We start from the raw sequence: 19,105 nt of genomic DNA, 5'->3' as shown, positions 1-19,105 counted from the left end.
AGTAATTTAAGGGCTAAATTATTGAGCGAGTAGTGATTAATTGTGGCTATTTGTTCCTACAAAAACGGTAATTTTTAGATAGTTAGTGTTATTGCTCGAAAATCAGAACGGCGTTATAGTCGTAGCAAAATGATACACGAGTAGCACCTTTGGATACTGATAGCACACACACACCGTCGCTCAGCGATACGTTTAATGAGCTGCAAAATAGCTTTTTAGCCCAGTCGTACCTCCCGATAGATAAGCGTATCGTATTATTAAAAACACTGCACAAACGCATTGTTAGTAATGAACAAGCGCTTATCGATGCAGCATCAAAAGACTTTGGCTACAGAACCGCGTTCGATACGTTACTTGGCGATATTTTGCCAACGGTTCAGGGTTTAGCGCACATAATTAAAAAACTGCCAAAATGGGCAAAACCCAGTAAGCGCTCAACTAGCTTAAGTTTGTGGCCATCAAAAGTGAGTGTGACTTACCAGCCACTTGGTGTAGTTGGTGTGATTGCACCATGGAATTACCCAATACAATTGGCATTAGTGCCTGTTATTACCGCCATTGCTGCGGGTAATAGAGTTATGCTTAAGCTCAGCGAATTTACCCCGCATACTAATGCAGTCATCGAAAAAATATTTGCAGACGAGCTACAAGCGCACTGTAAAGTGGTGTTAGGGGCAAGCGATGTAGCGAGTGAGTTTTCTGCACTGCCATTTGCACATCTGCTGTTTACTGGCTCAACGTCAGTGGGCAAGATGGTTATGAAAGCGGCCAGCGAAAATTTAACCCCTGTTACCTTAGAGCTTGGTGGTAAGTCGCCGGTGATCATTACTGAACAAGCTAATATTAAAAAAGCAGCGCAAACATTATTGTTTGGTAAAATGGCTAATGCGGGGCAAATTTGTGTAGCCCCAGATTATGTATTTGTACCTAAGGCCCTTGAGCATCAGCTGGTGCAGCAATTGTGCGAGCTTTATAAAAAGCACTTTAAAGACGGGGTTGAAGGCAAAAACTTAACGTCAATTATTAGCGATGCGCATTACACTCGCTTAGAAGGGTATTTAACACAAGCACAGCAGTTAGGTGCGCAAGTTATTAAGCCGCTAGATCAAAACCAGCAAGACAAACAAAAGCATAGAATGGGTTTGCATATTGTTACCGCACCTAGCGATGATATGACGCTAATGCAAGATGAGTTATTTGGCCCCATTTTGCCTATTAAAACCTACGAAAAGCTCGATGAGGCAATTAGCTACATAAAAGCGCATAATCACCCTTTAGCGCTATATATTTTAGGCCAAGATAAGCACGCTCAAGATTACATAATGGAGCAAACATTAAGTGGTACAGTTGCTGTAAACGATGCCTTAGTGCAGGTGACAGCGGACGATGTGCCATTTGGTGGCGTTGGGCATTCAGGAATGGGGCATTATCATGGTAAAGAAGGGTTTTTAACCTTTAGTCATGCAAAAAACACCTTGGTGTCTAGCTCGTTTAACCCGCGTACCGCGCTTTTACTCAAACAGAGCAACCTTATTATTAAGCTGCTTAAATTTTTATATATTAAGTAAATTGGTATAAAAAAGGGCTAATGCGAGATGCATTTGCCCTTGTTAAACGCTCAGGTTTAGCTAGGCGCAAATTAAAATAAGCGACCTTCACCGGCGTACGTGCCTGCGAGTATTTTTTCGTAGATTTTGTCGGCTTTTTCTTTTGCTTCTTCTACTTCTTTGGGTAGCATTTTACGCTCATCTAGCTTACGGCTATGGCTTGCTTGCATGTTGCCGTTATATTCTGCAATGGTATTCCACACATACGACTTCTCTAAGTCTTTTGGCATGCCTAGGCCTTCAAAATACATGAGCGCCAGATTAAATTGCGCCAGTGAGTAGTTATTAGCCGCGGCTTTTTCGTACCACGTTCTGGCTTGTTTATAATCGCGCGTTACGCCCTCGCCATTTGCATACATAACACCTAAATTAAATTGTGCGGCGGGGAGGTTTTTTTTCGCTGCTTTTTCAAATAACGTAACCGCCATTTGCTTATCAAGCTTTACGCCTTTGCCTTCATCGTATAAAACCGCTAGCGCAAACATTGAGTCAGCGTGATTTTTTTTAACGCCTTCTTTATAAAGCTCTGCCGCTTTAAAGTAGTCGCGTGTAACACCATAGCCGCCCTCGTAAAGTTTACCTAGTTCGTAAATACCAGGAGCAAAGCCTTTATCAGCTAAATATTCAAATTCTTTTAGTGCCGTCGCAAACTCGCCTTCGTTGGCAGCTCTTATACCGTCTTCAAGAGTTGCATGTGCAAATGGGCTTGAAAGCAAAACGCCAGTGAGTATTAATGCTTTTAAATTAAACTGTGACATAGCCATGTCTCCAATAGGTAATAGTTGCAATGTGTATGTATAAAAACCTGTTTTATTGCAACACTTTGTACTTACTATTTAATAGCCACGTATAAAATGGTGCAAGTGCTTGGGGTTAAGTGAAATACTAACGCTTTGGTGATTATATGCTCGTTTAACACTTAGCCAAGCTGTTGTGGTAATTATAGCTTAAATAAGCAATTATATTGCTAATAATGCGCTGTTTATAAGCGTAAGATACAGATATTACAGAAAATTTAAAGCAGTAAAAAAGCGCAAGCCAAGGCCTGCGCTTTTAATGTCATATTAACCGTCACTAATATGAGCAATGTAGCAAGTAGAGATGAACTTTTATGCTATTACTTGGGTCGAGTAAATAATAGCCATTAAGCAGTCACGCGCTTAAAACAAAATGTCAGCATCCATGCTGTATTTCTTCCTTGGGCACTGAGGTCGTTACACTTTGTTTATGCGATTAATTATTATTTAGATTTGATGGTGTGTCAACAGTAAATAATAATTATTATCAATTGAAGTAAATTAACACCTTTGCGTATTTATGTGAGAGTTTGAGAGAAAGCGTTAGTTGAGGATTTCATGTTTAAAATAAAAAATATAAAAGTTTCGCGCGTAGCCATTGCGCTCAGTCTGCTATTTTTGTGTAGTTGTTCGGCTTCGTTTACTTATAATAACTTAACGTGGCTTTCATCGTTTTGGGTAGATGACTACATTGACCTAAATAAGCAGCAAAACAAGCAACTTAAAAATATTATTAACTCAACCCAGCAGTGGCACCGCACCACGCAATTACCCGCCTACAAGCAAGATATCCTAAATTTAAAAGGGTTATTTAATCAGCAGTTAGACTATCAGCAACTAAAGTCGCAAGTGGTATTGGCCAGAGCTCATTTTCAAAACATTCTTGAACACGCGCATATACCGCTCGCGCAGTTAGGGCTTACGCTTTCTTATGCGCAGCGCGAAGAGCTTATTGCTAATATCCAAACGCAAATTAACGAAGAATACGAAGAGTTTACTGAATTAACAGCGCAGGAGCGCAAAAGCGAACGCCTAGAAAGGCAGCTCGATTACTACAAGCAATGGCTAGGAAAGTTAACCCCTGTGCAAACGCAGCTTATTACCCAAGCTAACAATGCTCATTATGACTCTTCATTGCTTTGGCATCAGTACAAGCAAACGCGTTTAAATGCAGCGCAGCAAGTACTTTTAAATAAAGCGCTCAGTGAGGCTGAATTTGTAAAACAATTAAGCTATGTAATTACACAGCGAGAAGCGTATATGAGCGAAGAACTATTAGCCAGTAATGATGCAAACTTAGCGCTCTATGTAAACCTACTTATTGAGCTAAATACCACATTGAGTGAGCAGCAACGCGAGAGTGTAAATGATGAGTTTGATGAGCTGATTAATACGCTCACCGATTTAATTGAAGATTAATGCTTATTTAAGCCAAGGCTCACATTAGGCAAAAAGCTAACATATTGTTTGCTAATTAAGCATGTGTAACTTTTTATAAATTATACGCTTATTAAGGAAGTTAGGGCATTTTGCACTGCAGTGGATGAATTTACAGCAGGGCGTTTGGTTTTTAGTCAGGGCAAAGCCTATGAAGGCGATTTAATTGCACCTAGAGTGAAAAATTTCAATCCAAACAGGTCACCTCGCCCTCGATAAATGCTAAGATAATATTTCATATTTAATAACGTCCTATCTGATCGATTTTAAAATATATCACGTACGCTTCATGCTTATTTGTTGCTTGATTATCCTCGTTATATCTAACAAATGAAGCAAAGCGACACCATGGTGATAATTAAAACGCGCGCATATTAAGGTTTGTAATGGCTGCAGCTAATGGTTACTGATTTAAAAGGAATGCTCAATACGTGGTATCCGCTTCGTGATGAACAACAATGGGTGCTCGCAACCTTGTACCAAATTGAAGGGTCTAGCTATCGAAAATTGGGCGCGATGATGCTTATTTCAAGCCTTGGCCAGCGCTTAGGCATGCTTTCGGGTGGCTGTTTAGAGGCTGATATTCAGCGCCACGCCAAACAGGTTATGACCTCATTACATTCTAAAACTATTACCTACGATGCAACCGATGAAGACGACTTAACATTTCAGCTAGGAATTGGCTGTGGTGGTGTGGTGCATATTATTTTGCAAAGCGTTAATAGTGAAAATGCATACTTACAACTAGATAGCATGTTTAATGCGCTTAAAAATAAGCAATCGGGGCACTACACACAGCAAATTAAACCTTTAGTGGCAAAGGGGTCTGGCGTTTTTAAAACCGTGGCGCAGCAGCACAACTTATCTTTAAACCGCAAAGCAACGCTTTTAGAGCAAGATAAAGTCCAACGTTTAGAAGTGGCTATTTACCCCAGCGCACATTTATTAATTGTTGGCGGTGGCGCTGATGCGATACCGGTATACGCGTTTGCTAAACAACTCGGGTGGATGGTAAGTGTATGGGATAGCCGAGCTGCAAATGCTAAAAGAGACTACTTTAAGCAGGCCGATAATATTTTGCGTTGCCCAGCTGCGCAGCTTAAACAATTTTGCGAACAGCACAAAGTGGATGCCGCTGTTTTAATGGCCCACAGTGTAGAGCTTGACTCACAGGCGTTAGCCGCACTTGAGCAAAGCCAACTAAAGTACATGGGGTTACTGGGGCCTGCACATCGCCGAGCGCAAGTGTTTGAACATGCAAATACAACGGTAAATAAGGTAGTAGCGCCTGTATTTGGTCCTGTTGGGCTTAATTTGGGCGGCGACTCGCCAGAGAGCATAGCTTTATCGCTCATTAGCGAAATTCATGCGGTATTTGCTAATACAGATGCTACATCGTTAAGTAATTGGGGCAACTAAGGTGCGCATAGCAAAGGTTATTTTAGCCGCTGGGCAATCGTCGCGCTTTAACGGCTGTAAGCTTATAGCCGATGTAGGTAATAAACCAATGATTTGCCGCGCCGTAGATACCTTACAAGGTGATGACACATTACCCATATACGTTATTAGCGGTGCTTGGCATGCGCAAATTGAACACGCGTTACGTGGCTATAACAATGTTGAAATACTGCATAACCCACACTGGCAAATAGGCTTAGGAAAATCCATTGCGCTGGCAACACACACTATAAGTAAGGCGCACTCATTAGAGGGGATTTTATTTATGCTGGCGGATCAGGTTGAGCTTAGTGCTACACACATAAATACTTTAATTACTCATTTTAACAACAACCCGTCGCGCTGGTGCGCTGATTATGGCGAGCGCCTTGGCGTACCTGCTGTATTTCCTACCTGTGATTTTAAAACACTCGCAGCGCTAAATTGCGATAAAGGCGCTCAACATTTACTGCGCGATACACAGGTTGACGTTAATACCATTTTACTTAAGCAGGCAAGCACAGATATCGACACTCAACAGCAATTAAAGCAGTTTATTAATAATAACAACAACCTAACTGTAAGCGAATAAACTAAAAAATATAGCCTAAACTTTAGGTTAAACGTTCAAAACGAGATTAAATTTTTAACAGTTATACCAGTGCGCATTTTAAATGTGCGCTGCAATGCAAAGCGTAATAGTTTCAACGTACGGTGGTATAAAAAGTAACGTGTATGGGTCATGCGTTACTTTAATTTTATTTAGGCTTAATCAAGGGGCAAGCTATGGTGACGTTTACAGTTAATGGCAAAGAGGTTAAATCGCAAGCAAGTGCAGATACACCTTTGCTGTGGGTTATTCGCGATGAAATAGGGTTAAAAGGAACTAAGTTTGGTTGTGGTATTGCTATGTGCGGCGCATGTACGGTGCACCTAGACGGACAAGCAACGCGCTCGTGTGTATTACCCGTGGGCGCAGTGGCAGGAAAAAACATTACCACCATAGAAGGGCTCAATAATGAGCATCCGCTGCAAAAAGCGTGGGTCGATGAGCAAGTGCCTCAGTGTGGTTACTGCCAATCTGGGCAAATTATGCAAGCTGCTACGTTATTAGCAGACAATCCAAATCCAACAGATCAAGAAATAGTAAATCATATGAATGGCAACTACTGCCGCTGTATGGCGTACAAGCGTATTAAATCGGCTATACAACGTGCAGCTGATGAATCGCAAAGTGCAGTACAAATGTTTAACCCCAAAGAGCTAGACGTGTAACTGGAGCCAACAATGAAAAAACTATTTCAAAAAAATACCGAAACCGTAGACTTAAACCGTCGCTCTTTTATGATTAGTACAGCAACTGCTGGCCTGGTTATGGCATTTGCTCCGGCTTTATTTTCAGGTGAACTTAGCGCCAAAGAGTCGATTGCACAACAATCGTTTTCACCCACAATTTGGTGGACTATGAACCAGCAAGGTGAAGTAGTCGTTAGTATTGCCAAAGCTGAAATGGGCCAGCACGTAGGCACCGCCTTAGCGCGTATTGTGGCAGATGAGCTTGAGTGCGACTGGGATAAAGTATCAATCACGTATGTAGATACTCACGAAAAGTGGGGCTACATGGTTACAGGTGGCTCGTGGTCTGTATTTCAAAGCTTTAAGCCGCTTTCACAAGCTGGCGCTGCGGGGCGTATAGCCCTTATAGATGCAGGGGCTAATATGCTTGGGGTTAAACCTGAGCAGTGCCACGCAAGTAAAGGGCGCATAATTGCAGGCGATAAATCGCTCAGTTATGCCGATATTGTTAAAAATGGTGAGTTTAACCGTACCTTTAGCAGTGAAGAAGTTGCAAAACTGCCGTTAAAGCCTGCCAATAAACGCCACTTAACGGGTTTAAAACAAGACTTTAAAGCGCTTGATATTCCGGCAAAAACAAATGGTACTGCCGTATACGGCATAGATGTAGAGCTTGAAGGCATGGTGTATGCGCGCCCTGTGATCCCACCAACACGTTATGGTAGTGAAGTGACACAGGTGGACGATAGCGCTGCAAAAGCAATAAAAGGCTACAAAGGGTTTGAGATTTTAAACGACCCGAGTAATACCGTACAAGGCTGGGTGGTAGTTTTAGCTGACAATTACCCCAGTGCTATTAAAGCGGTAGATGCGCTAAAAGTTACCTATAAAAAAGGGCAAACAGCTAATGTTACAGAGGCCGATATACAATCCCTCGGCGAAAAATTATGTAACGATAGCAACGCTGGCACCTTATTTGTTAATGAAGGTGATACCGCTAAAATGCAGGCTGAGGCAACGCAGTCGCTTGAGTCAATGTACAGCACAGCAACAGCAAGCCATTATCAATTAGAGCCGCTTAACGCGGTGGCAGAGTTTAAACAAGACAAGTGGATTATCCATACCGGTAATCAGTGGCAGTCTTTAACACTACCTGCATTGGCCAAGGCGTTAGAGGTTGAACAAAATAACGTTATTATTCGCCCTTATTATTTAGGCGGTGGATTTGGGCGTCGCTTGTTTGGTGATTGGACTGTGCCTGCAGCATTAACAGCGAAAGCGATTGGCAAACCCGTAAAACTGGTATTTACGCGCGCAGACGATAGCTTATTTGATCAATCACGCTCTGCCTCTACAGCTAAATTAACAGCTTCGTTTAATGAAAATGGCCAGCTCAGTGCAATGGAGCATGCTTTTGCAGCAGGTTGGCCAACAAAAGCAATGGCACCTGGCTTTTTATCACCTGGGGTTGATGGCAAAGGTAAGTTTGATGCATTTTCAGCCTCTGGAGCCGATCACTGGTACAGCATGGATAACCACCGTGCCCGCGCAATTAATAACGAATTAGCGCAAAGCACATTTACCCCTGGTTGGCTTCGCTCGGTAGGCCCTGGCTGGATAGCATGGAGCCTAGAGTCTTTTATCGACGAAATAGCGCACAAACAAGGGATTGATCCGGTTGAGTTTCGTTTATCAATGCTCGATGGCAAAGGTAAACAAGCAGGTAAAGCCCCTGAAAGCGTAGGCGGAGCGCTGCGCTTAAATGCGGTACTTAAAAAAGTGTCAGCGAAGGTCGCAAATGTTAAGCTGGGTGAAAATGAGGGCATTGGTTTTTCAGTAAGTTCAGGCCAAGAGCGTAATATGCCAGCGTGGATTGCCACAGCAGCCCATGTGCACGTAAATAAAAGCGATGGCAAAATTACGCTTAAGAAGCTTTACGCCGTGGTAGATGCAGGTTTAATTGTTCACCCTGATGGTGCACTAGCCCAGCTTGAAGGTTCGTTATTGTGGGGCACAAGCCTTGCGTTACATGAATCAAATAATTACCAAAACGGACAAGTAGCAGCCACTAACTTTAACACTTACTTACCACTTAGAATGCAAGATGTGCCCGATATGGACATAGAGTTTGTACAAAGTGATGAGTTTCCAATGGGCTTAGGTGAGCCTGGAGTAATTGGGGTTGCGCCAGCTATTGGAAATGCGGTATTTAATGCAGTTGGTGTGCGGTTACGTAATTTACCCATGAAACCCAATGAGCTTAAAGCAGGTCTTACGGCCTAGTTAAGTGCTAACAAAGCGCGTAAGGCACAGGCTTTGCGCGCTTTGAACTTAGCGATGAATTATTAAAATGTTAAAGGCTTTTTTATGCTAGTCGACCCAGCAGGGCGAAAATTTAGTTATCTACGTTTATCTATTACTGATGTATGTAATTTTAAGTGTGTGTATTGCTTACCGGATGGTTATCAATGCGATCACGACCGAGACTTCCTTTCACTTAACGAAATTAGCAATACAGTAAACGCCTTTGCTCATCATGGCATATCAAAGTTACGCATTACTGGCGGTGAGCCAACCCTCAGAAAAGATTTTATAGATGTAATTCGTGCGGCAAAAGACACCCAAGGTATTACCAAAATAGCCGCCACTACAAATGGTTACTCAATGCATAAACATGTTAAAGATTGGGCACACGCAGGGCTCAATGCAATAAATGTTAGCATCGACAGCCTAGACCCACGTATGTTTAATACCATTACCGGCAACGATAAGTTTGCCACGGTTATGCAAGGCATAGACACGGCCCTAAGGAGCGGCTTAGATTCAGTAAAAATAAACAGCGTACTCATGAAACAGTACAATGGCCGTGCCCTTGAACCTTTTTTAGCGTATTTAAAGCACAGACCCGTAACGATGCGCTTTATTGAGTTAATGCAAACAAACGACAATAAAGCATTTTTTGATGCTAACCATATATCGGGGCAATCCATAAAAGAGCAGTTGCTTCGCACTGGTTGGCAGCCCATTATACGCGATGTAACGGCGGGGCCTGCGCAAGAGTTTTTCCATCCTGATTATTTAGGCAAAATAGGGTTAATAATGCCTTACAGTAATGACTTTTGTGCTACCTGCAACAGGTTAAGAATTTCATCACTGGGGAAACTGCATTTATGTTTGTTTTCTGAGCAGGGTATATCACTTAGAGAATACATGAGTGATAACACTAATCAGGCATTAATTGATCAGTTAGCGCGTTACATAAAAACAAAAAAACCAACGCACTTATTGCACCAAGGTAACACTGGGGTCACTACAAACTTATCTATGTTAGGCGGGTAAAGGCGTAAGTGTAGTGTAATTCGCTACTGAGTTTGCTGTTTTCGCTACATAGTTTAATAAAATGACTGTTTTTACCTATTTAGCTACTTGTTATATTTAATTTTAGGGTTACACTGAATTTTTTATTATTTTAAGTTTTTTGAATGGATATAGCAGCACTTAGTAGTACTAAATCATTAAGAAGAAACGTTCTGAAATGGATGTGCTTGTGTTTTGGTTTTGTCTCATTGTTTTTTGCTGCGTTTAATATTTTTTTAAATAACTTTGCGTTATTAGGCTATTTAGAAATAGCGCTCACTGTATTTTGTGCCTACACCTACCACCGCTTAAACACACACGCACTAGAAGTATGGCAATCTGTTGTTATGTGCATATTTGTCACCTTTGTTATTGTATTAGGTAATTATTTAGCAAAGCCAATAAATGGTTTGTATGTGTGGTCGTTTGCGTTACCTGTGTTGTATTACCTACTGTTAGGTAAGCGCTATGGCATTGTATTATCGGCTTTGTTATTTGTACTCCAGGGGGCCATATTATTAACCAAAGCATCGCAACTTCCTCTAACGACGCTTAACTTCAGTTTAAATCTTGCCTTTGTTTATATCAGCATTTGGGCCATTTCTCATGTATTTGAAGGCAGTCGTGCTTTATCGTCTAAGCGGCTGAAAAATCTGGCCTTGTTAGACCCACTTACTGGGGCTGCAAACCGTTTATCAATGAACCATTACTTTGCAGTAGAGCTTAAAGATAAGTCGCAACTTTATTTGTTTTTACTCGACCTAGACTTTTTTAAACAGGTTAACGACACCCATGGCCACGCAGTAGGGGATAAAGTGCTGATTGAAGTCGCCACTTTATTACGGGTTGTATTGGCAAAAGGGTATGTATTTAGAGTAGGCGGGGAAGAGTTTGCTTTACTACATTCTTTTGCGTCACAAAGTGATGCATTGGCAATGGCCGAAACCATAAGAGAAAAACTCAACAATACGGCATTTGAGATTGATGGGCTAAAAATAAATGTAACTGCCAGTATAGGCGTTGTTAAGTATCGCCAAGGCGACACGCTTGAAAAGTTTGTAATTAAAGCAGATAAACAACTGTATAAAGCAAAAGAATATGGCCGCAATAAAGTGTACTTTCAAGCAAATGCCAACCTGATTGAAGAGCCTCAAATAGCCTAAATACGAGGCTAGTACATTTGCTCAAAATTGGGGATGTTGTTTTCCCAAATTGGTTTGTCTTTACCTAGGTATTCTCTCACTGCATCAAAAAATAAACGTGTTCTTACCGGTAAGTCTCTGTGTGGATACACCGCATACATATGGCTAAACTCTTTTAACTTAACATCCGTTAAAATGGGCACCAATTGACCTTGTGTAATTTCTTTATCGATAATAAATGCTGGCGCAACAAAGTAGGTAGTCCCTGAAATAGCTTTCATTAGCAGTACTTCAGCGTCGTTTGCTCTGTACACGCTTTTTATTTTTAGCTCGCACGGCTCACCTTTACTATCGTAGTAATCTATGGTTTCTACGCGCATAGCGTTACTTGCATAACTTGCAGCGGGTAACTGCACCAGCTCCTCTATGGTTTGTGGCATACCATAGGTTTTTATAAATTCAGGGGCGGCTACAATAAGCAGCCTGTTACGGGCAATTTTACGGGCAATTAATGAGGAGTCTTTAGGCTCACCAATTCTAAATGCTAAATCAAACCCTTCAGATACAATATCAACTAGCCTATCGTCTAAACGTAGCTCTACTTCTACTTGTGGAAAACGTTTTTGAAAGTCGTTAAGCACAGGTTGTAAATAACGCCGACCAATTAATGTTGACGAGGTAACCTTTAACACACCGCGTGGCTCTAAGTGGTAGTTTTCGGCCATACGTACGGTTTCACCAAGTAGCTCTCTTAGCTCTGACGCTTTTTTAATCATTTCTGCGCCCGCCGCCGTTAACGAAAACGAACGGGTGGTGCGGTTTAATAACCTAACGCCTAGCTCGTCCTCTAATCGACTGATTTGTTTAGATATTACAGAGCGGTCTATGTTTCTTATTTCTGCAGCTTTGGCAAAAGAGCCTTGTTCTACCACTTCAAGCAGCATTAAAAGCCGGCTTGTTGTATCCATTATGATCACCCAATAAATGTTATTGATGCCATTTTGGCATTAATGAATTTATAAATCTATGGTTTTTGTCCGCAAGTATAGTCCGTAACATGCCAGGTAAATAAATAAAGGAGCGTCTTCATGAATAAACATTTAATTGCTGCTGCATTAGCTGCGGCAACTCTATCCTTAGCGGGCTGTGCCGATGAGAGCGCACCTAATGCGCAGCAACAACAATTACAACCTATCGATGTAGCACAAGTTTTAATTAAACCAGTACAAAGCTGGCACACTTACACCACGCGTTTAGAATCGCCGCAAGAAGTTGCGCTGATGCCGCGTGTATCTGGGGTGATTGATAGCATTGAATTTAAAGAAGGTGATGTTGTTAAGCAAGGCGATGTGTTGTTTCAACTTGACGAGCGCCCTTTTGCAGCGGTTGTAGCAAGCCTAGAAGCGCAAATACACAGCGCAGAAGCAGCACTTGAGCAAGCAAAAAGTGAAGACAAACGAGCAGTGCGCTTATTAGAGCGTAAAGCTATTTCAACAGAACAAGCACAGGCGCGTACCTCAACGCTTCGCCAGCGCGAAGCACAACTTGCAGCGCTGCAAGCACAGCTTACCTCCGCAAAGCTCGATTTAGAATTTACTTCAGTGGTTTCGCCGATTGATGGTGTTATCTCACGCGCAAATATTACCAAAGGTAATAACGTATTAGCGGGTCAAAGTGTATTAACGTCAATTGTTTCTAATAAAGCAATGTATGCCTACTTTGATGTTGATGAGCGTACCTGGAATAGCGCCTTTAACGATGTAACCGCGCAAAGCCGCCAAACAGTTGTTATGCAAAAAGTAGGGCAAAAAGAGTTTGCTTACCAAGGCTATATTAACTTTATTGATAACCAAATTAATTCAGCAACGGGCACTTTACGTGTACGTGCGGTATTTGAACAAGATAACAATCAACTACGTGCAGGCTCTTTTGCTCGCGTTAAATTGGCAGCAAACGAAGTGAGCGAAAAAGTAATTATTCCTGAGCGTGCTATTGGCACCGATTTAAAAAATCGCTTTGTATTAACCGTTGGCGAAAACAACGTGCTTGAATACAAATTAATAGAAGTAGGCGAGCGCTATGGTGCGTTACGTGCTGTTACTGCTGGCCTAAACGAAGGCGATATTATTGCGGTAAATGGCCCTGCACGTGTAGGCCCAGGTATGCCTATTTCGCCTAATACAGTCACAATTGATACCGATGGGGTTGCCTTTACACTGTCAAACGACAACGCCCAGTTAATGGCTAAGCAATAAGGTTTATCGATGAAATTTTCACACTTTTTTATTCAGCGACCAATATTTGCAGCCATGCTGTCGTTGGTTATTTTAATTGCTGGTGGTATATCACTGTTTCAACTTCCTGTAAGTGAATACCCAGAAGTTGTGCCACCCACTGTTGTGGTAACAGCAAATTACCCAGGTGCTAACCCTACCGTTATAGCGCAAACTGTGGCAACGCCGCTTGAGCAAGAAATTAACGGCACCGAAAACATGCTGTATATGTTTTCGCAAGGTACCAGCGATGGCCGCATGACATTAACGGTAACGTTTGCATTAGGCACCGACCTAGACCGTGCACAAGTACAAGTACAAAACCGTGTAAACAGTGCATTACCACGTTTGCCCGAAGAGGTGCAGCGCTTAGGTGTAGTAGCCGAAAAATCATCACCCGATTTAACCATGGTGGTGCATTTATACTCGCCTGAAAACAGCCACGACACAGCGTACTTATCTAACTATGCCGACATTCATATTAAAGATGAAATTGCCCGTTTACCGGGTGTAGGCGATATTCGTTTATTTGGTGGTGGTAAGTACTCTATGCGTGTCTGGTTAAACCCAGATGCATTAGCAGCGCGTGAGCTTACAGCCACCGATGTTGTGGCTGCTTTGCGCTCGCAAAATCAGCAAGTTGCAGCGGGTAGCTTAGGTGCACAGCCAATTTCTAACGACAGCCAATTTCAAATTTTGTTAAACGTAAAAGGGCGTTTAAACAGTGTTGAAGAGTTTGAAAAGGTCATTATTAAAGTGGGCGAACAGGGGCAATTAACGCGTTTGTCTGATGTAGCCCGTGTTGATTTAGGCCAAGATACCTATGCACTTCGTGCAGAGCTTGATAACCAGCCAGCACTTGCAATGCCAGTGTTTCAGCGCCCAGGTTCAAATGCAATTGAGCTCTCTGATCAAGTACGCGAAACCATGGCGCGTTTATCACAAGATTTTCCGGCAGGGGTTGAGTACGACATTGTTTACGACCCCACTGTGTTTGTACGTGGTTCAATAGATGCGGTTATAGCAACGCTACTTGAAGCCATTGTATTAGTTGTAATTGTGGTTATTGTATTTTTACAAACGTGGCGCGCGTCTATCATTCCATTGATTGCGGTGCCAATTTCGTTAATTGGTACGTTTGCTGTAATGCAATGGCTAGGCGTGTCTATTAATACACTTTCGCTGTTTGGCTTGGTACTGGCAATCGGTATTGTAGTTGATGATGCGATAGTTGTTGTTGAAAACGTAGAGCGAAATATAGAACAAGGGCTTTCGCCTTTAGAGGCAACACGTGTTGCTATGAGCGAAGTAACCGGGCCAATTATTGCGATAGCGTTAGTGCTGTGTGCGGTATTTATTCCTACTGCATTTATTACCGGTTTATCGGGTCAGTTTTATAAGCAATTTGCACTAACAATTACTATTTCGACTGTTATTTCGGCGTTTAACTCCTTAACCCTATCGCCTGCGCTATCGGCATTATTATTAAAATCGCACGATGCAAAACCAGATGCATTCACGCGTTTACTTAATAAACTGTTTGGTGCGTGGTTATTTAAACCGTTTAACCGCGTGTTTGACCGTGGTGCTAAAGGCTACGAAAAGCTGGTACAAAAGCTTATACGTATGAGCTTTATTGTTATGGTGGCCTATGTTGCGCTGGTGGGCGGTACAATTAAATTGTTTGATACCGTACCCGGTGGCTTTATTCCACAGCAGGATAAGCAATATTTAGTTGCGATTGCGCAACTGCCAGATGCAGCCAGTTTAGACCGTACCGAAGATGTGCTCTCGCAAATGCAAAAAATAGCATTAGAAGTACCAGGTGTTGCACACACCGTGGCGTTTCCAGGCTTATCGGTAAACGGTTTTACTAATAGCCCTAATAGCGGCATTGTATTTACGCCACTTGAGAGCTTTGATAAACGTACCGACCCTAGTCAATCAGCGATGGCAATTGCCGCGCAGTTAAATCAGCGTTTTGCAGCTATTGATGAAGCGTTTGTGGCTGTATTTCCGCCGCCACCAATTCAAGGTTTAGGCACAACAGGTGGCTTTAAGCTGCAAATTGAAGATAGAGCAAATAAAGGCTTTGATGCACTATTTAATAGTTTGCAAACCATTATTGGTAAGGCTCAGCAAGACCCCGCGTTAATGGGCTTATATTCAAGCTTTCGCATTCAAGTACCGCAAATGGATATTGATATAGACCGCGAGCAAGCGCTTATTCAAGGTATTCCTCTTGATGAAGTATTTGACGCATTGCAAATATACCTAGGCTCTGTGTATGTGAATGATTTTAATATGTTTGGGCGTACTTATCAGGTTAATGCGCAAGCTGATGCTGATTTTCGTCTTGATCCTGAGCAAATCCTTAACCTAAAAGTACGTAACAGTGCAGGAAATATGGTGCCGCTTGGCTCGGTACTTACAGTTACACCAACAATAGGGCCTGACCGTGTAATGCATTACAACGGCTACCCAAGTGCAGAACTAAACGGCAGCCCAGCCCCCGGTTATAGCTCTGATCAGGCACAAACTGCTATTGAAACAATATTAGCCGACAACCTGCCAACAGGTATTGAGTACGAGTGGACAGAAGTAACGTACCAACAAGTACTGGCTGGTAACACCATGGTTTATGTATTCCCATTAGTTGTGTTGCTTGTATTTATGGTGCTTGCTGCGCAGTACGAAAGTTTACGTTTGCCACTGGCCATAATATTAATTGTACCGATGACTATTTTCTCAGCACTATTAGGTGTGTGGTTTGTAGGCTCAGACAATAATATATTTACTCAAATTGCATTAATTGTACTGGTGGCACTCGCCTCTAAAAACGCCATATTAATGGTAGAATTTGCCCGCGACCAACACGGCGGTGGGTTAACGCACTTTGAGGCAATATTAGCGGCGTGTCGTATGCGTTTACGCCCAATATTAATGACCTCAATTGCCTTTACAGCAGGGGTTGTACCTTTGGTACTTGCAACCGGTGCAGGCGCCGAGATGCGCCACGCAATGGGTAACGCGGTGTTTGCAGGCATGATAGGGGTAACGGTGTTTGGCTTATTATTTACACCTGTGTTTTATATGTTAGTTGTGAAAAAGCAGCAAAAAGCAAAGGGGTTATCGCATGACTAATTTTATCGCTAAACCTATCAAAACGCGCTTAACGTTAAGTGCTGTGTTAGTGGCTGCTTTTTTATCTGGTTGCGCTAGCAAAATAGATACACAAAGCGAGCAAAACGCTATTAACGATTTTGTAGCTCAAGCAAATATTGCCAGCAATGTTGCCATAGCAGATGAAACAAATTGGTGGCACAAGTTAGAATCAAAGCAGCTAAATGCTTTGGTTAATAGCGCACTTGCCAATAACTACAATTTGCAAACAAGCCAATTAACGCTTAAAAGTACTCTTGCCCGTCTTGGTGAGCAAAAAGCGCAATATTTACCCCAAGGCGGGGTAAATATTGGCGCAGCACGAAGCGATGCACCGAGTGTGTTTGACCGTCAATCGAGTGCTAACATAGCGCTTGATTGGCAGTTAGATTTATTTGGCCGTATTACTGCTTTGGTTGATGCTGCAAATGCATCGGCCATGAGCCAAGCCGAGCAAGTACGTTCACTGCAAATTGAAGTGGTATCGTCTGTTGTTAAAGGGTTTGTAAGCTATCAAGGTAATGTTGAAAAACAACACATCATAGCCATGCAAATTAACGCATTAGAGCAAAGCATTGAGGTACTTCAAGCACGTGTAGATGAAGGCGTTGCCAACGAGCTTGACCTAAACCGTACGATGGCACAGCTTAGGCAGCAAGAAGCCCTAATGCCCGCTATTGAGTATGCTAAATACAGCGACTTATCAACTTTAGCGGTGCTTACAGGTAAGCTTGCGCAAGACATTGCGATAGACAATGAGCAAAACCTGCTTGAGCAAAGCTTTAGCGTTGCGCTTAAAAATGCCAATAGCGCCATTGCCCTTCGCCCTGATATAAGCCGTGCATTGTATGATTTTAGCCAAGCTAACAGCTTAAGTGTGGCGGCAAGTAAAGCCTTACTACCTGATATTAGCTTATCAGCCTTTGCAGGCGTAGTAAGCATAGACAGCACGGGCTTAAAAAACACTGATCAGCAATGGCAAGTAGCACCCCAATTGCAATGGTCAATATTAAGTTACCCCGCACTCCTTGCCCAGCGCGACGCACAGCAGTTTTTAAGTGAAGCTGCCTTCAGCGACTATCAGCAAATAGTATTAAATGCGGTGACTCAAAGTGAACTTTCATTGCAAATGTTGGTCAATCAACAACAGCAAGAGCGTTATGCTAAACAGCGCTATGGCTTTGCAAATAAAGCATTTTTACAAGCACAGGCGATGTACGAAGAAGGCCAAATACCGTACTTAGAGTTGTTAGATGCACGCCAGGATGTTTTAATGGCACAAGAAAACGCTGTTGACACAACTATTGCTACATTGCTTGCTAAAGTGAATGCTTATCAGGCATTTAACGGCCAATGGAGCTATGCACTGAGCAGTACAAAATAGGTAGAGTTAATTGAATGAGCAATACTGAATTATCACATCAAGGCAGCACCTTACAAACAATGCGCGCTGTTGTTTTATCACAACCAGACGAGCAAATACGCTTGCAAGATGTTGAGGTTGATATACCCGAGTGCGCCGACAACGAATTGTTGGTAAAGCTTGAGTATGTAGGCCTTAATCCTGCTGATGCCTATTTTGCTAAAACGGGATTTTGTAAGTGGCAATACCCTCATATTTTAGGCCTAGACGCCGTTGGTGTGGTAGTTAAAGCTAACAAAGGTGTGTTTCCTGGAGTTGGCGAACGAGTAATGTGGCATGCCAATATTGGCGAGCAAGGGGTACTGAGTGAATACACCACGGTACCTAACTTTGCTGTATCGGTTGTGCCCGATGGGTTGTGCCCTGCAAAGGCTGCTACGTTACCGTGCGCTGGTATGGCCGCCCTTATTAGCTTAGATAAAATTGCCATTACGGAGGGCGACCAAATCCTAATCGAAGGTGGCTCTGGTGCGGTAGGGCAGTTTGCCATTCAATATGCTAAACAACGCGGTGCCGATGTATTTACCACCGCTTCAAAGCGTAATCACAAGCTGGTAAAGCAGCTAGGTGCCGATGTGGTATTTGATTATAACGACAAAAAGTTACGCGACAAAATTCGCCGCGAGCTTGGCCCGCAAGGGTTTGATGCTGTAATTGATACTATGGGCGGTGAATCAACGCTTAGAAATATTGAATTAATGCGTTTTTGCGGGCGTATCGCGTGTTTAAACTCGCTGCCTCATTTTGATCAAGATTTAATGTACCACCGAGCGCCTAATATTAGTGTGGTGTCTATTGGTGGTGCGTGGCTTGCCAATAGTTTATGTGCACAGCAGCGCTTAAGTTTTATGGGCAATTTATTGCTTGAAGGCGCGCTATCGGGCGATATTAAAACACCGGCAATCACTGCGGTTGACTTTACTGCTGACTCAGTCAGTGCTGCCTTAAATAACCAAATAGCGGGTGGCTTTACAGGCAAACACGTTGTGCAAATAAGTAGTTAACGTTGCCCACCTTATTTTAAAAACGCAGCCCAAGTGGCTGCGTTTTTTTATGCCTAAAAAATAGCTTTTTATGAGTATGGGGCTTAATTGTTGCCAAATAGAGGTATTTCAGCGCACAAGTGTAAGCCTTTTAGTTTCAACAGTTTACGTCACCGTAAAGAAAATAAATT

General features: G+C 42.5%; 14 protein-coding genes. 12 read left to right on the top strand and 2 right to left on the bottom strand.

Annotated elements, in window-relative coordinates:
- The first annotated feature begins 149 nt into the window (after positions 1 to 149).
- The gene (locus PSH41_RS06490; protein ID WP_273588438.1) at positions 150 to 1,568 is read left to right on the top strand and encodes a coniferyl aldehyde dehydrogenase; all 1,419 of its coding nucleotides are present in this window, start codon (positions 150 to 152) and stop codon (positions 1,566 to 1,568) included.
- A gap of 71 nt (positions 1,569 to 1,639) precedes the next feature.
- Here PSH41_RS06490 and PSH41_RS06485 read toward each other — a convergent pair whose 3' ends face one another.
- Positions 1,640 to 2,365, bottom strand: a complete 726-nt coding sequence (locus tag PSH41_RS06485) for a tetratricopeptide repeat protein (protein ID WP_273588439.1) — start codon at positions 2,363 to 2,365, stop codon at positions 1,640 to 1,642.
- Between the two features lie 597 nt (positions 2,366 to 2,962).
- Here PSH41_RS06485 and PSH41_RS06480 point away from each other — a divergent pair.
- From PSH41_RS06480 to PSH41_RS06450, 7 genes are all read left to right on the top strand, one after another.
- Positions 2,963 to 3,823 (top strand): DUF6279 family lipoprotein, encoded by an 861-nt coding sequence (locus tag PSH41_RS06480; RefSeq protein WP_273588440.1) that lies wholly within the window; start codon positions 2,963 to 2,965, stop codon positions 3,821 to 3,823.
- A 417-nt stretch (positions 3,824 to 4,240) separates the two neighbouring features.
- Positions 4,241 to 5,260: an XdhC family protein gene (locus PSH41_RS06475; RefSeq protein WP_273588441.1), complete on the top strand. Its 1,020-nt coding sequence runs from the start codon at positions 4,241 to 4,243 to the stop codon at positions 5,258 to 5,260.
- A gap of 1 nt (position 5,261) precedes the next feature.
- A complete protein-coding gene (locus PSH41_RS06470; protein WP_273588442.1) occupies positions 5,262 to 5,870 on the top strand; it encodes a nucleotidyltransferase family protein in 609 nt (202 codons plus the stop codon).
- Between the two features lie 194 nt (positions 5,871 to 6,064).
- Positions 6,065 to 6,553: a (2Fe-2S)-binding protein gene (locus PSH41_RS06465; protein ID WP_248443886.1), complete on the top strand. Its 489-nt coding sequence runs from the start codon at positions 6,065 to 6,067 to the stop codon at positions 6,551 to 6,553.
- 12 nt (positions 6,554 to 6,565) lie between these two features.
- Entirely contained in the window at positions 6,566 to 8,857 is a 2,292-nt protein-coding gene (locus tag PSH41_RS06460; RefSeq protein ID WP_273588443.1) for a xanthine dehydrogenase family protein molybdopterin-binding subunit, read from the top strand.
- Positions 8,858 to 8,941: 84 nt separating this feature from the next.
- Positions 8,942 to 9,913 (top strand): GTP 3',8-cyclase MoaA, encoded by a 972-nt coding sequence (gene moaA, locus PSH41_RS06455; protein ID WP_273588444.1) that lies wholly within the window; start codon positions 8,942 to 8,944, stop codon positions 9,911 to 9,913.
- A gap of 143 nt (positions 9,914 to 10,056) precedes the next feature.
- The gene (locus tag PSH41_RS06450; RefSeq protein ID WP_273588445.1) at positions 10,057 to 11,094 is read left to right on the top strand and encodes a GGDEF domain-containing protein; all 1,038 of its coding nucleotides are present in this window, start codon (positions 10,057 to 10,059) and stop codon (positions 11,092 to 11,094) included.
- Between the two features lie 8 nt (positions 11,095 to 11,102).
- Here the strand turns inward: PSH41_RS06450 and PSH41_RS06445 are convergent, their stop codons facing one another.
- Positions 11,103 to 12,041, bottom strand: coding sequence for a LysR family transcriptional regulator (locus PSH41_RS06445; protein WP_004588705.1), 939 nt, complete (start codon positions 12,039 to 12,041; stop codon positions 11,103 to 11,105).
- A 120-nt stretch (positions 12,042 to 12,161) separates the two neighbouring features.
- On the opposite strand from PSH41_RS06445, the gene PSH41_RS06440 reads away from it, so the two are divergent.
- From PSH41_RS06440 to PSH41_RS06425, 4 genes are read left to right on the top strand one after another with little or no spacing between them, the layout of a single operon-like run.
- Positions 12,162 to 13,328 (top strand): efflux RND transporter periplasmic adaptor subunit, encoded by a 1,167-nt coding sequence (locus PSH41_RS06440; protein WP_138579069.1) that lies wholly within the window; start codon positions 12,162 to 12,164, stop codon positions 13,326 to 13,328.
- A 9-nt stretch (positions 13,329 to 13,337) separates the two neighbouring features.
- Complete coding sequence (locus tag PSH41_RS06435) at positions 13,338 to 16,490, top strand: efflux RND transporter permease subunit (protein WP_248443882.1); 3,153 nt, start codon at positions 13,338 to 13,340, stop codon at positions 16,488 to 16,490.
- Positions 16,483 to 17,892, top strand: coding sequence for a TolC family protein (locus tag PSH41_RS06430; RefSeq protein WP_273588446.1), 1,410 nt, complete (start codon positions 16,483 to 16,485; stop codon positions 17,890 to 17,892). Before PSH41_RS06435 ends, PSH41_RS06430 begins: the two co-directional genes overlap by 8 nt.
- A gap of 14 nt (positions 17,893 to 17,906) precedes the next feature.
- A complete protein-coding gene (locus PSH41_RS06425; RefSeq protein ID WP_273588447.1) occupies positions 17,907 to 18,935 on the top strand; it encodes a zinc-binding dehydrogenase in 1,029 nt (342 codons plus the stop codon).
- Positions 18,936 to 19,105: the final 170 nt, after the last annotated feature.

Origin of the sequence: Pseudoalteromonas sp. CST2, from assembly GCF_028599385.1 — a bacterium.
GTDB classification, from domain to species: Bacteria; Pseudomonadota; Gammaproteobacteria; order Enterobacterales; family Alteromonadaceae; genus Pseudoalteromonas; species Pseudoalteromonas atlantica.
This window is presented reverse-complemented; position numbering and strand designations above follow the sequence as displayed.

Coding starts and splice junctions, on each gene's coding strand:
- PSH41_RS06485 (WP_273588439.1), bottom strand. CDS start 2,365: ATGTCACAGTTTAATTTAAAAGCATTAATACTCACTGGCGTTTTGCTT.
- PSH41_RS06480 (WP_273588440.1), top strand. CDS start 2,963: ATGTTTAAAATAAAAAATATAAAAGTTTCGCGCGTAGCCATTGCGCTC.
- PSH41_RS06475 (WP_273588441.1), top strand. CDS start 4,241: ATGGTTACTGATTTAAAAGGAATGCTCAATACGTGGTATCCGCTTCGT.
- PSH41_RS06465 (WP_248443886.1), top strand. CDS start 6,065: ATGGTGACGTTTACAGTTAATGGCAAAGAGGTTAAATCGCAAGCAAGT.
- PSH41_RS06460 (WP_273588443.1), top strand. CDS start 6,566: ATGAAAAAACTATTTCAAAAAAATACCGAAACCGTAGACTTAAACCGT.
- moaA (WP_273588444.1), top strand. CDS start 8,942: ATGCTAGTCGACCCAGCAGGGCGAAAATTTAGTTATCTACGTTTATCT.
- PSH41_RS06450 (WP_273588445.1), top strand. CDS start 10,057: ATGGATATAGCAGCACTTAGTAGTACTAAATCATTAAGAAGAAACGTT.
- PSH41_RS06445 (WP_004588705.1), bottom strand. CDS start 12,041: ATGGATACAACAAGCCGGCTTTTAATGCTGCTTGAAGTGGTAGAACAA.
- PSH41_RS06440 (WP_138579069.1), top strand. CDS start 12,162: ATGAATAAACATTTAATTGCTGCTGCATTAGCTGCGGCAACTCTATCC.
- PSH41_RS06435 (WP_248443882.1), top strand. CDS start 13,338: ATGAAATTTTCACACTTTTTTATTCAGCGACCAATATTTGCAGCCATG.
- PSH41_RS06430 (WP_273588446.1), top strand. CDS start 16,483: ATGACTAATTTTATCGCTAAACCTATCAAAACGCGCTTAACGTTAAGT.
- PSH41_RS06425 (WP_273588447.1), top strand. CDS start 17,907: ATGAGCAATACTGAATTATCACATCAAGGCAGCACCTTACAAACAATG.